11 protein-coding genes are annotated in these 13,165 nt (G+C 67.6%); 6 read left to right on the forward strand and 5 right to left on the reverse strand.

Annotated elements, in window-relative coordinates; translation table 11 throughout:
• The first annotated feature begins 49 nt into the window (after positions 1 to 49).
• From P0645_RS07215 to P0645_RS07240, 6 genes are all read left to right on the forward strand, one after another.
• On the forward strand, positions 50 to 949 hold the full coding sequence (locus P0645_RS07215; RefSeq protein ID WP_284163906.1) for an NAD(P)-dependent oxidoreductase: 900 nt from the start codon (positions 50 to 52) through the stop codon (positions 947 to 949).
• 129 nt (positions 950 to 1,078) lie between these two features.
• On the forward strand, positions 1,079 to 1,636 hold the full coding sequence (locus P0645_RS07220) for an RNA polymerase sigma factor (RefSeq protein ID WP_284163907.1): 558 nt from the start codon (positions 1,079 to 1,081) through the stop codon (positions 1,634 to 1,636).
• The gene (locus P0645_RS07225) at positions 1,633 to 2,226 is read left to right on the forward strand and encodes an anti-sigma factor (RefSeq protein ID WP_284163908.1); all 594 of its coding nucleotides are present in this window, start codon (positions 1,633 to 1,635) and stop codon (positions 2,224 to 2,226) included. Before P0645_RS07220 ends, P0645_RS07225 begins: the two co-directional genes overlap by 4 nt.
• Positions 2,223 to 3,491, forward strand: a complete 1,269-nt coding sequence (locus P0645_RS07230; protein WP_284163909.1) for a S8 family serine peptidase — start codon at positions 2,223 to 2,225, stop codon at positions 3,489 to 3,491. The genes P0645_RS07225 and P0645_RS07230 overlap by 4 nt, the downstream gene beginning before the upstream one ends.
• Before the next feature lie 319 nt (positions 3,492 to 3,810).
• Complete coding sequence (locus P0645_RS07235; RefSeq protein WP_284163910.1) at positions 3,811 to 5,130, forward strand: vanadium-dependent haloperoxidase; 1,320 nt, start codon at positions 3,811 to 3,813, stop codon at positions 5,128 to 5,130.
• Complete coding sequence (locus P0645_RS07240) at positions 5,130 to 6,710, forward strand: CRTAC1 family protein (protein ID WP_284163911.1); 1,581 nt, start codon at positions 5,130 to 5,132, stop codon at positions 6,708 to 6,710. Before P0645_RS07235 ends, P0645_RS07240 begins: the two co-directional genes overlap by 1 nt.
• 63 nt (positions 6,711 to 6,773) lie before the next feature.
• Here P0645_RS07240 and P0645_RS07245 read toward each other — a convergent pair whose 3' ends face one another.
• Genes P0645_RS07245 through P0645_RS07265 form a run of 5 tightly spaced genes read right to left on the reverse strand, consistent with a single transcriptional unit; the run spans position 6,774 to position 13,080 of the window.
• Positions 6,774 to 7,421, reverse strand: coding sequence for an ATP-binding cassette domain-containing protein (locus P0645_RS07245; protein WP_284163912.1), 648 nt, complete (start codon positions 7,419 to 7,421; stop codon positions 6,774 to 6,776).
• A gap of 1 nt (position 7,422) precedes the next feature.
• Complete coding sequence (locus P0645_RS07250; RefSeq protein ID WP_284163913.1) at positions 7,423 to 9,132, reverse strand: ABC transporter permease; 1,710 nt, start codon at positions 9,130 to 9,132, stop codon at positions 7,423 to 7,425.
• A complete protein-coding gene (locus P0645_RS07255; protein WP_284163914.1) occupies positions 9,108 to 10,295 on the reverse strand; it encodes an ABC transporter substrate-binding protein in 1,188 nt (395 codons plus the stop codon). Before P0645_RS07255 ends, P0645_RS07250 begins: the two co-directional genes overlap by 25 nt.
• Positions 10,292 to 10,927, reverse strand: coding sequence for a CDP-alcohol phosphatidyltransferase family protein (locus tag P0645_RS07260; RefSeq protein ID WP_284163915.1), 636 nt, complete (start codon positions 10,925 to 10,927; stop codon positions 10,292 to 10,294). The genes P0645_RS07255 and P0645_RS07260 overlap by 4 nt, the downstream gene beginning before the upstream one ends.
• Positions 10,924 to 13,080: a dihydrolipoyl dehydrogenase family protein gene (locus P0645_RS07265; protein ID WP_284163916.1), complete on the reverse strand. Its 2,157-nt coding sequence runs from the start codon at positions 13,078 to 13,080 to the stop codon at positions 10,924 to 10,926. The genes P0645_RS07260 and P0645_RS07265 overlap by 4 nt, the downstream gene beginning before the upstream one ends.
• Positions 13,081 to 13,165 lie beyond the last annotated feature (85 nt).

The following is a 13,165-nucleotide window of genomic DNA, read 5'->3' on the forward strand; positions in this document are numbered from 1 at the left end:
TACCTTTCGGGCAGCGGGAAGCCGCCCTTCCAATCTCTCGGGGAGTGACATGCATTACGGCTATATCGGACTTGGCAACCTTGGCGCGGCCTGCGCGGGATGTCTTCTCAAGGCGGGCTTCAAGGTCACGGTCTTCGACCTGAACAAGGCGCTTGCCGAACCGCTGATCAAGGCGGGCGCGACCTGGGCCGACAGCGCCGAGGCGGTGGCTTCCTCGGTCGATCACGTGATCACCTGCCTGCCCTCGCCCGTCGTCTCGGAAAAGGTGCTGCGGTCGATTCTGCCGCACATGAAGACGGGCGCGAGCTGGATCGAGATGTCGACGCTTGGCCGCGACGATGTGCTGGCGCTGTCGAAGGTTGCCGGAGAGGCGGGCGTGCGCATGCTGGAACTGCCGGTCACCGGCGGTGTCCACCTTGCCTACCGGGGCGAGATCACCATGCTGCCGGGCGGCGACAAGGACCTTGTCGACCTGCACTGGAAAGCCTTCGAGGCGATGGGCAACCGCATCTTCCACATGGGGCCGCTCGGATCCTCCTCGATCATCAAGGTCATCACCAACATGCTGGCCTTCATCCATCTGAAGGCCTGCGGCGAGGCCTTGATGCTGGCCAAGCGCGGCGGGCTCGATCTGGCACAGTCGTGGCATGCGATCCAGGCCTCGTCGGGCAATTCCTTCGTGCATGAAACCGAAGGCGCGCTGATCCTGAACGGTTCTTACGACATCGCCTTCAACATCGATCTGGCGTTGAAGGATCTGGGTTTCGCGCTGGGCTTCGGCAAGGAATTCGGTGTGCCGCTCGACCTCGCCTCGGCGACGAACCAGACCTATATCGCCGCCAAGGCCGCCTATGGCGGCGACGCGCAATCGCCGATGATCGCGAAGCTGCTCGAGGACCTTCTGCACACCGACCTGCGCGCGCCTGGCTTCCCCGCCCGTCTGGAATGATCTGCGCAACAATCGCCGCCGCAGCGGCTTTTGATCATATATGACATCATTCGTCAGGGTTGTGACTTAGTCCCGGACCATCTACCTGTTATGCAGGACAGGTAAGCATGGTTCGGGATGTTGCCCCAGATGAGAGAAGATGCGCTCGTCGCAGTTGTCAGACGCATGGCCGGGGGCGATGTCTCGGCTCTGGATACGCTCTATCGCCAGCTTGAGCGGCCTCTTTTCGGATTCATCCACTCGAAATTGAACGATCCGTTCGCCGCGGCCGACATATTGCACGAGGTCTTTCTTGAGGTCTGGCGCGGTGCCGCCGGGTTTCAGGACCGGTCGCGGGTCAGGACTTGGGTCTACGCGATCGCTTGGCGCAAGGTGGTCGACGAGTTCAGGGCACGCGGACGAGTGACGATACAGGATGAAATGCCGGACAGGCCCGACGAAGGGCCAAGTGCGCTGGAGCTTCTGCAGACGGCGGAGGAAAGGGACATGCTGCGCGATTGCCTTGGCGGCCTGAAGGCCGACCACCGTGCGGCGATCGAGCTGACATTTCTGGAAGACATGAGCTACCGCGAGGTCGCCGAGGTGATCGGCGTGCCCGAAGGTACGGTGAAGACACGGGTGTTTCACGCCAAGGCGCTGCTTCTGCGCTGCCTCGAGGCAAAGATGAACAGGAGGGCGCGCGCATGAATCCGGCCCCATTCGACAAGGCGAAGATCGCGGAACTGGTTCCCTTCTGGGTCAACGGATCCCTGACCGACGAAGAGGCCGAGGCGCTGGCCCGCGAGTTCGAGCGCGATCCGGCGCTTCATGCCCAGGTGCAGGCGGCGCGGCAATTGCGCGCGCTGATGCGGGCTTCGGCCCTGCCCGAACGGTCGCCGGGCGATTTCGGTCTTGCCCGCCTGCGCCGCGCGGTGGCCGAAAAGCCGCGGGCGCCCGCCTCGCTTCGTCAGTCGGCCGCGGCTGCGGCAGTCGCCGCGGCGGTTACGGCGGGCGGCTTCACCCTGGTCGGCTGGGGCAGTCCGGATGAGGGCTACACACAGGCTTCGGGCCCTCAGCCCGCGGCGGTTTTCACGGTTTCCGTGCGCGATGCGGCCTCTCAAGCCGCCTTCGCCGACCTGTTGCTTGCGAACGCGCTGACGATCGTCGACGGTCCGTCGGCGCTGGGCTTTTACCGCCTCGCGCTTGTCGCTGAAGCAGCGGATAGCGACATCGATGCCGCGCGCGCCGCGCTTGAGCATGCGAGCGACGTTGTGGAACTGGTGGAAACCGCCGAATGATCCTGACGGTCGCGCGGATCGTGGCGCTGGCGCTTGGCCTGATCGGCTTCGGCCTGTCGGGCTCGGCCTGGGCACACGACTGTCTCCTGAAGTGCGATGAACCGCCTCCGCCCCCGCCGCCACCAGAACCGCCCGCGATAGCGGATCGCGATGGGGATCGCGATCCGATGGTGATCGCTCCGGTCGCGGCTGCGGTGGCCCCAAGCGGACGGTCCGAATATATGCTGACCGGCACGGCCGATGCGGTTGCCGCCGCAAGCGCACTTCTGGAAGAGATGGGCGGCAAGGTGATCGCGCGGCGCAGGTTGAAAAGCCTCGGTCTTGGCATGATTACCGCCGACCTCGGCAGGATCGGGTCGGCGGACGACCTGCGACGGCGGCTGGCGCGCGAGGGTCTGGCCGTCGGGGTCGAAAGCAACATGGTCTATAAGCAGGCAGCAGGCCCGTTGACCTATGCGCCAGCGCTAGCAGGCGCGCCCGATGGCGACCCCTGTCCGCTTGGCAAGGCCCTGTCGATCGGCGTGATCGACGGGCCGGTGGATGCCGGAACGACGGCGCTTGCGGGCGCGCGGATCGCCAGCCGTTCCTTCCTGCGCGAGGGCGACGCGGCCGGCGCCCCCGATCACGCGACCGCGCTTGCCGCCCTGATCGCGGCGCCGGGCAACGGGCAATGGCCCGCGGGCTTCGCGCGGAAGGCGCGCGTCCTGTCGGCGGTTGCATTCGCGAAGGGCACGACCGGAGATGTCGCGCGCGCCGACGCGATTGCCGCCGCGCTCGACTGGCTGGCGACGGAACGGGTGCAGCTTGTGAACCTCTCGCTCGCCGGGCCGGAGAATGCAACGCTCGGCATGGTGCTGCACGAGCTTGCCCGGCGTGGCACGATATTCGTCGCGGCAACCGGGAATGACGGCGCAGACGCCGTATCCTTCCCTGCCTCGCACCCCGATGTCTTCGCGATTTCGGCGGTCGATGCGCGCAAGAGGCTCTATTACAAGGCCAATCGCGGCACAGAAGTCTCTTTCGTCGCGCCCGGTGTCGAGCTTTTCGTCCCGACCGCCGACGGCGGTCGTTACCGGTCCGGCACGTCCTATGCCGCGGCCATCGCGACGGCGATCTTCGCCCACGCGATCGACGGAGGACTTTCGGGCGGCGATGCGATCGAGAAGGCGCTCGGAGCCGCCGCCGAGGACCTTGGGCCGAAAGGCCGCGACCGTAGCTTCGGCTGGGGTCTTCTGCAATTAACCGATTGTTCAAAAAAAATTTGAACCATGTCGCGGTGTCAAACGACCAAGATGCGGAGGTGACCTGAAGGCCTGTCGCGGTCCGGTCTGATCGCGCGGTCGCGTAGCGAGTGGAGCGTTCTCCAGCGGGTGGGGAAGCGAAATTCCGGGTAACCGGGGACGTTCGTGCCCAGGCGGCATGTAGTGCCGTGAGTATCGTAGGCGCCTGGGTGCGCAACAAGTGTGGCCGGCGCCGCCGCGCCGGCCACACCCCTTAGGTCCTTCGCCAATCCGCAGCCGGATGCTTGCAGCAGCCCGCCGCCCTGTGCTTAGCTGCCGCCGGAACCTTGTTGGCGCTAACGAAATGCACTCACTGACCCGCAGACAGGCCATCGGCGGCCTGTCGACAGCCTTTCTCCTCCCGGCCCTGCCCGCCCATGCGGCCCCGGCCCCCTCGCCGCAGAAGATCATCTCGGTCTGGTATGGGCTGATCCTCGATCTCGTGCGGCACACGCCCACCTACACGCCGCCAGTGGTCAGCCGCGCGCTCGGCTACGCAGGCGTTGCGGTCCATGAGGCGACTGCCTCGGGGCGCGACGATCTTCTGACATTGGCGGGGCAGCTGAACGGGCTTGCGGCGGGCCCGGTACGCGAGGCGGGCGCATATGACGAGGCGATGGTCCTGCATGCGGCACTTGCCGGTGTCGTCGCGCGCCTGTTCTTCAACACCGGTCCGACCGGGCAGCGGGCCCTGAAGGCGGTGACCGAGAAGCTTGGCGCCGCGATCGAGGCGCCGCTCGCCCCCGAGGTCGCGCGCCGCAGCCGAGCCTATGGCGAGGCGTTTGCCGCCCATGTGCTCGACTGGGCTGCAGGTGACGGCGGCGCCGAAATCGTCAGCCTGGGGTTTCCCGAGGATCATGCGCTGACCCCGGGTCCCGCCCACTGGGTGCCGACGAACCGTATCGCGCTTCAGCAGAAACCCTTGCTGCCGCACTGGGGCGCGAACCGGACTTTCGCCATGCCTCAGGGCACGAGCTGCCGCCTGCCGCCGCCGCCGGCCTATAGCGAAGATGAAGGTTCGGAGTTCTACAAACAGGCGGTGGAGGTCTACGAGGTCAGCAAGACCCTGACCGAGGACCAGCGCGCTGTGGCGCTTTTCTGGTCCGACGATGCGATGCTGTCGCGCACGCCCCCCGGCCACTGGATGTCGATCGCGCTTGATGCGCTCGCCGCCGAAGGGGCCGACCAGGCGCGCTATGCCGATGTCGTTGCCCGGCTGGGGGTTGCGCTGGCCGACGCTTTCATCGGCTGCTGGCAGGGCAAGTACGAATATGACCTGTTGCGCCCGGTCACCTATATCAACCGGCTGATCGACCCGACCTGGACGCCGTTCCTCGCGACCCCGCCCTTCCCGGAATATCCCTCGGGCCATTCCACCCAGTCGGGTGCGGCGGCCGAAGTGCTGAGCGCGCTTTTCGGCGCCGATCATGCCTTCACCGACGAAACCCCGACGATCGAGGGCATGGCGCCGCGCAGCTTCGCCAGTTTCTGGGCCGCCGCCGACGAGGCCGGGATTTCGCGCCTTTACGGCGGCATCCACTACCGTGCCGCCATCGAGCGCGGGCTCGATCAGGGCCGCTGCATCGCGGCCCATACCAACGCCCTGAAGACGCGGAGGACATGATGCGCGGGCTCTTGCTTCTTGCCCTTCTGGCCGCGCCGGTCGCGGTCCGCGCCGACGAGGCGCCGGTCGTTCCGATCTTCGCGGAGGAAACGGCAACCGCAGGGATTGACCACAGCTACACCGGCGAATGGCAATATATGGTCGGCGGCGGCGCGGCGGCCTTTGACTGCGACGCCGACGGGCGCGAGGATCTGTTCCTCGCGGGCGGCGAAAGCCCGGCCCGGCTTTATCACAATGACAGCGCCCAGGGCGGCGCGCTTGCCTTCAGCGAACGGCCCAGCGGGCTGGAGCTTGACGCAGTGACCGGGGCCTATCCGCTCGACATTGACAGCGACGGGACGATGGACCTTGTCCTTCTGCGCGTCGGCGCCAACAGCGTGATGCGCGGTCTGGGCGATTGCCGCTTCAGCGCCGCGAACGAGGAGTGGCATTTCGACGGCGGCGACGGCTGGTCCACGGCGCTCGCCGCGACATGGGAGAAGGGCGCAGGCTGGCCCACCATCGCCATCGGCAATTACATCGACCGGAACGAGGAGTTTTCGCCCTGGGGCTCTTGCACCGACAACTGGCTGCATCGCCCAGGCCCGGCCGGCGGCTTCGCCCCGCCGCTGGCGCTGACACCGTCCTACTGTCCGCTTTCGATGCTCTTCACCGACTGGAACGGCTCGGGCACGCCCTCGCTTCGTGTCTCGAACGACCGCGAATATTACGAGGGGGGTGAGGAACAGCTCTGGCATGTCGAGCCGGGCCAGGCGCCACGGCTCTACACGGCGGAGGAGGGCTGGAAAGAACTGAAAATCTGGGGGATGGGCATCGCGAGCTATGACCTGAAGGGTGACGGCACGCCGGAGTATTTCCTGACCAGCATGGCCGATCACAAGCTGCAGGAACTGGCGCCCGGCGCGGATGACGCGCCCGACTATCGCGACATGGCGCTGGCGGCGGGCGTCACCGCGCAGCGGCCCTTCACCGGCGGCGATATCCGCCCCTCGACCGGCTGGCATGCCCAGTTCGCGGATGTGAATAACGACGGTTTCACCGATCTGTTCGTCGCCAAGGGCAATGTGTCCGAAATGCCGGACTTCGCGATGGAAGACCCCAACAACCTGCTGTTGCAGCGACCCGATGGCACCTTCATGGAGGCCGCAGACAAGGCGGGGGTGGCGAGCCTTCTGACCAGCCGGGGCGCGGCGCTTGCAGATTTCAACCTCGACGGCCTGCCCGATCTGGTGGTCGTGAACCGCCACGGGCCTGCGCAGGTCTGGCGAAATCTCGGTCCGGGTGGCCATTGGCTTGGCCTGCGCCCGCATCAGGACGGGTCAAACCCCGATGCGGTCGGCGGCTGGATCGAGGTCAGGACCGCTGATCGCGTGCAGCGGCGCGAACTGACCGTGGGCGGCGGCCATGTGAGCGGGCAGGCAGGTTGGTGGCATTTCGGGCTTGGGCCCGCAGAAGTGGCCGATGTGCGCGTCCTCTGGCCGGACGGGACGGCGGGCGACTGGCAGACCGTGCCCGCCGACGGCTTCTACCGGCTGGCCGAGGGCAGGCCGCCCGAGCGCCGGACCTTCGACCGTCGCTGAGCGGATCGTCACGCCTCCTCAGCGAGGAGAGCACGCAAGGGCTCGACGAGCGGCCCGGCAGGCTCAGGGCGCTTCCGGCGCAAGGCGAAGGACGGGGCCGCCCGCCGCCTCGGCATCGGCGGCATCATGGGTCGCCAGCAGCGTGGGCACGCCCTGACGGCGAATGTGGTCGAAGACGAAGTCGCGGATATCGCCCCTCAGCGCCTCGTCGAGGCGCGAGAAGGGCTCGTCCAGCAACAGCGCCTTCGGCCGCGCCAGCAGGGCCCGCATCAGCGCCACCCGCGCGCGTTGCCCGCCCGACAGGGTGGCGGGATCGCGGTCGGCAAATCCGGAAAGCCCGGCGGTTTCCAGAGCCTCTTCGATCGCCTGCCGCCGCGCCGCGCGGTCGCGCGGTGCCGGGCCGAGGCCGAAGGCGAGGTTCTGGCCCACCGAGAGATGCGGGAAGAGGAGCGCGTCCTGAAACAGAACGCCGATCCCCCGCGCCTCTGCCGGTCTGTGCGTTACATCGCAACCGTCGAGCGATACCGTGCCAAGGCCGACGAAGTCCCGCCCGAGGTGGCCGCCGATGAAATCGAGAAGCGTCGATTTGCCGATGCCCGAGGGGCCCATGATCGTCACGACCTCGCCCGCGGCCACATCGCACGACAGGGGCGCGAACAGGGGCTCGGTTCGCCCTGCCGGACAGATGCAGACTTGCTTGACGCTGAGCATCCTATCCCTGTCCCAGAAGCCCCTTCCGGTTTTTCCACAGAAGCACCGGAAGCGCCAGCGCAAGCCCGTAGGCGGCAAGCGGCATCAGCGCCTGCAGGCTCGCATACATCCCCGCCACCCTCCGGTCGCCGCCCGACGACAGCGTCACCGCCTCGGTCGTCAGTGTCGTCACCCGGCCGCCGCCTATAAAGAGTGTGGGAAGGTACTGTGCGACCGATACGGCAAAGCCGATGGCGGCGGCGGTCAGGATCGGGCCGAGAAGGCAGGGCAGCCGTATCGTCAGAAGCCGTCGCCAGGGCCCGGCGCCGAGCGAGGCGGCAGTTTGGAAAAGCCGCGGGTCGAGTGCGTGCCAGGCCTCGGTCAGGGTCAGCATCACATAGGGAAAGACGAAGATCGCATGGGCCCAGAGCACCGCCGTCCAGTCGACGCCGAGCCCCGCCTTGAGGAAGACGACATTGAGGCCGAAGAGAAAGGCCAGTTGCGGCATCAGAAGCGGCAGATAGATCAGCGCCGTCGCCCAGCGGGCGCGCCTGAAGCGCCCGCGTGTCTCGCCCTCCAGCCAGAGGGCCGCAAGCACCAGTGACAGGAGCGTCGCGCCTGCTCCGATCTGGGCCGTCTCGGCCAGAACATGGACCCAGCCTGAGCCGGTATCGCGCCAGAGCGCGAGCGACCAGCGTTCGGGCACGGCATGAGGAAAGGACCAGCGCCAGGCGAGCGACCAGACAATCAGCGACAGAAGTGCGAGGAGCCCCGCCGCGACAAGACCGCCTGCCACCCCGGGCATGGCGGCGCCCAGCCGGGGGGCGCGAAGCGCCCGCCAGCCCCGGGCGAGCCGCCGCCGTGCGTGCGCGGCGACGAGCCTCTCGCCGAGGTGCCAGCCGAAGATCGTCAGGGCCACCAGAAGGCCGAGGAGAAGTGCCGCGAAAGCGGCGGGCGCGAAGAGGCCAAGGTCGGCCGACTGGAACCAGCGGGTCATGGCGACCGCAAGGGTCGGCGGGTTCGAGGGCCCGAGGATGATGGCCATGTCCACGACCGAGAGCGAGAAGGAGAGGACCGCATAGAGCGGCAGCCGGAGAGCCGGATAAAGCGCAGGCAACACCAGCCAGTACCAGGAGGCACGGCGCCCATGGCCAAGGGCGCGGCCGGTGGCGACAAGCCGCGCGACCGGCAGCTGCCCGAGCGAGGCGAGCATCACCAGCGCGAGGAACGGCAGTTCCTTGACCGTCAGCCCGAGGATCAGCGCAATCCCCCAGGCGTCATGCACGGTTGCGATATCGGGTGGCAGGCTCCAGCCGGTCGCCCAGGGGCTGAGCGCCCGGGCGATCCAGCCCGATGGCGCGATCAGGAAAGCAAAGCCGATCGCCAGTGCCGCATGCGGTGCGGCCAGAAGCGGTGCGAGCCAGGAGGTCGCGCGCCGCGCACCGCCGGTCCACATCACCAGTTCGAACGCGAGGAAGAAGGACAGGACCGTCGAGGCGAGCCCGGTCCAGAGTGTCAGCGCAATACTCGTGCCCACGCCGGGCAGCGCCGCGAGGGCGGCGAGCGGCGCCACGTCCGAGGAAAGGCCCGCGTCGAGCCCGAAGGCGACGCGGGCCGTCTGGGCCAGACCGGCCAGGATCGGCGCGACGAAGCCGAGGGTCACGGCCGCAAGGACCGACAGCCTGAGCCACCAGCCCTCGTGCCCCGTCATTTCGTGTAGCGCTTTGCCCATTCCTCGGCGATCCGCACCATCCAGCTCGGGTGCGGCTCGACAAGCGTCGGGCCGAGGTCTGCCTCGGTCGGCAGGGCGGCAGAGGCGGGCAGATCGGCAAAGGCCGCGCGTTGCGTCTCGTCAAGCTTCGTCATGTCGAGGACCGTATAGCTGCCGAGGATGCCGATATCCTGCGCGCGCGCCTGGGTGGCCGGGTCGAGCAGGAAGTTCGCCACCACTTCCGCGCCCTCGCGGTGCGCGGCGTTGAAGGGAATGGCGACGAAGCTGATATTGCCGATCGACCCGGCTTCGGGCCCGTAGGTGCGCACCGTATCGGGCAGAAGCCCCTTTTCGACGGCAGCAGCGGCGGCGGCCGGATCGAAGGCCATGGTGAAATCCACCTCGCCGTCATTCAGCATCTGGTTCAGCACGCTCTCATTCTCCGGGAAGGTCTCGCCCGCCCGCCAGAGATTGGGGCGGAGAGCGTCGTACCAGGCCCAGAGCGGTGCGGTCGCAGCGGCGAAACTGTCTTCCGTCGCCTCGGCCTGCAGGACGGACGCATCCGGCGCAAGCTCGATCAGCGCCTGCTTGAGGAAGGTCGCGCCCATGAAATTCTGTACCGCCGGATGGGTGAAGCGGCCGGGATTGGCGCTTGCCCAGTCGAGCAGCGCCGCCGCCGAGCGGGGCGGTTCCGCAACGCGCGCGCTGTCATAGGTATAGACGAACTTCGCCAGCCTCCAAGGCGACTCGTAGCCCTCGGTCGGGATGGTGAAATCCGTGACCGCCGCAGAACCAGGCGTGAGGTCAAGGAAGGCGGCGTTCGGCAGGTTCTCAAGGAAGGGTCCGTGCAGAAGCCCCTGTTCCTTCATCGACAGGAAATTCGCGCCATTGATCCAGATGAGGTCGACCGAGCCGCCTTCGGTCTGGCCCGCGCTTTTCTCGGCCAGAACCCGCGTCACCGCCTCGGCAGTGTCCGAAAGCTTCACCTGCTCGACATGGACGCCGTATTTTGCCGACACCTGTCCGTCCACCCAGGCGATGAAATCATTGGTGCGGCTGTCCCCGCCCCAGGCGTTCCAGTAGACGGTCTGGCCCTTGGCCGCCGCAAGTGTCTCGTCCCAGCTGTCTGCCCAGAGGGGCGCGCCGATGAGGGCAAGAAGTGTGGCGGTGAGTGTCAGTCTCATGCGTCTGTCCTATGGTCGTTCGAGGGTAGGGAAAAGGCCTGCCAGCCCCAGTGCCAGCGGAGCGCGGTGGTGATCAGGCAAAGGAGGGCGAAGAGGGTGGCGAGTATCGGGAAGGCCTGCGGCCAGAGGCACATGGCGACGAAAAGCGCGATGGTTTCGGTGCCTTCGGTCAGGCCGCCGAGGTAATAGATGCCCTTGGCCGGATAGGCGGAGGATGCCTCGCCCCGCTGGGCGGCGATGGCAGCGAAGGCGAGGAAGCTCGATCCGGTACCGATGAAGGTGGTGATGAGGAAGGCGGCGGCAAGCGCGTTCGCGGCCGGGTCGGCGAGCGCGAAGCCCAGGGGCACGAGGCCGTAGAAGAGGAAATCCGCAACGATATCAAGGAAGGCGCCGCGGTCGGTCGGGCCGGTGACGCGGGCCACCGCGCCATCGAGCCCGTCAAGCGCGCGGTTCGCGAGGATGAGGGCAAGCGCCAACCCGTGCCAGCCCGCGGCGAGCGCGGGCACGGCAAGCGCGCCGATGCCGAAGGCTGCAAGCGTGATCTGATCGGCGCCCACGCCACGCGCTGCCAGCATTTGCGCGGGCGGGCGCAGGATCGCGTGCTGCAGGGGCAGGAGGAAGCGGTCGATCATGCGCCGCCCCGCCGCCAGCGGTGCAGACTTTCGAGAAGGCTCAGGGCGCGCGGGTTGACATGGGCCTTGCGCCATTCGCCCGCGGCATATTTGTTCGCCTCGGCGAAGGTCGGGTAGGAATGGATCGTGCCGAGTATCTTGTTCAGCCCCAGCCCGTGCTTCATTGCCAGAACGAATTCGGCCAAAAGGTCGCCCGCATGCTCGCCGACGATGGTGGCGCCGAGGATGCGGTCCTTGCCGGGCGCGGTCAGCACCTTGACGAAGCCGTGGGCGGAACCGTCCGCGATGGCGCGGTCCAGATCGTCGATCCCGTAGCGCGTCACCTCGTAAGCGATGCCCTGCGCCTTCGCCTCGGTCTCGTTCAGACCGACGCGGGCGATCTCGGGGTCGAGGAAGGTGGTGGCGGGCATCACCCGGTAATCGGCGCGGAAGCGTTTCGCGAAACCGAAGAGCGCGTTCACCGTAGCGAACCAGGCCTGATGGGCGGCGGCATGGGTGAACTGGTAGGGCCCCGCCGCATCGCCCGCCGCATAGATGTTGGGGTACAGCGTTTCGAGATAGTCGTTTGTCTCGATCACCCGGCCCGCCGGGATACCCAGTTCATCGAGCCCGTAGCCCTTGAGCCGCGCCGCGCGGCCGACGGCGACGATCAGATCGTCGAAGGCGAGGCGGCGGCGGGTGTCGCCCGTCTCGACCTCGATCCACTTCTCGCCGTCCGCGCGCCCGCAGGACAGCGCCTTGTGACCGGTCAGCACCTCGACCCCGTCCTCTTCCAGCCGCGCGCGGGCGAAGGCCGAAACCTCCTCGTCCTCGCGGATCAAAAGCCGCTGCGCCATCTCGATCAGCGTGACATGCGAGCCGAGCCGCGCGAAGCTTTGCGCCAGCTCCAAGCCGATCGGACCGCCGCCGAGGATGGCGAGGCGCTTCGGCGCCTCGGTGCGGATAGCGAATGCCTCCCACAAACTATCCGAGGTCAGATAGCCCACCTCGTCAAGCCCGGGCAGCGGCGGCACGAAGGGGGCAGCCCCCGTCGCCAGCACGATGGCGCGCGCGGTCAGACGGCTTTCGCCGCCGTCCTTGGCGGCGATCGCCACCGTCCAGGGATCGACCAGGCGGGCGTGGCCTTCGCGGACTTCGACACCGAGGCCTTGGTAACGTTCGATGGAATCATGCGGCTCGATGGCGCGGATAACCGCGCCGATCCGGGCGAAGACGGCCGGGAAACTAACCCGCGCCGGGCTGGTCGTGATCCCGAAGCCTTCGGCCTTGCCGATCTGGCGGGCCAGTTTCGCCGAGCGGATCAGCGCCTTTGAGGGCACGCAGCCGTAGTTCAGGCAGTCACCGCCCATCCGGTGCCCCTCGATCAGCGTCACCTTGGCCTTCACGGCGGCCGCGATATAGGCCGAGACGAGCCCGGCGGCGCCCGCGCCGATCACGATCAGGTTGCGGTCGAACCGCCGGGGCCGCTGCCAGCCGGCATAGACCTTGCGGCGCTGAAGCGTGGCGATGAAGGCGCGCGCGATCCAGGGAAAGATGCCGAGAAGGACGAAGGACAGGATCAGCGCGGGCGAGAGGATGCCCGAAAGACTGTCGATCGCCGCAAGCCGCGTGCCCGCATTCACATAGACGGCGGTGCCCGCCAGCATGCCAAGCTGGCTGACCCAGTAGAAGGTCAGGGGCCGGATGGTCGTGAGACCCATGAGGAGGTTGATCGCGAAGAAGGGAATCGCCGGGATGAGCCGCAGGGTGAAAAGGTAAAAGCTGCCGTCGCGGGCGAAGCCCTGGTTCACCGCCTTCAGCCGGTCGCCGAGCCGCACGTGCACCCAGTCGCGCAGGAAATAGCGCGCGGCGAGGAAGGCGAGCGTGGCGCCGATGGCCGAGGCGAAGGAGACGAGGAGGAGCCCGCCCCAGAAGCCGAAGAGCGCGCCTGCGGCGAGCGTCATCCAGACGGCGAGCGGCAGTGACAGGGCGGTGACCGCGACATAGGCGGCGAAGAAGATCGCGGCGACGGTCACCGGTGCCGCGGCCCGTGCCGCCTCGATCCGGGCAAGCTCGGTGCGGACATCGGCGAGGCTGCCGATCTCGGGCCCGTACAGGCTATAGAGGATCAGGATGGCAAGCGCGGCACCAAGGAAGATCAGCGGTCTTTTCAACGGGCCTCTCCGGTCGCACCGCCATGGCGGCGGCGGGTTTCGCCCTTTATGGCGGCGGGGCGGGGCCCGCGCCAAGGTGATTGCA

The sequence above is a fragment of the Frigidibacter sp. SD6-1 genome (assembly GCF_030143255.1).
Lineage (GTDB): Bacteria > Pseudomonadota > Alphaproteobacteria > Rhodobacterales > Rhodobacteraceae > TMP-24.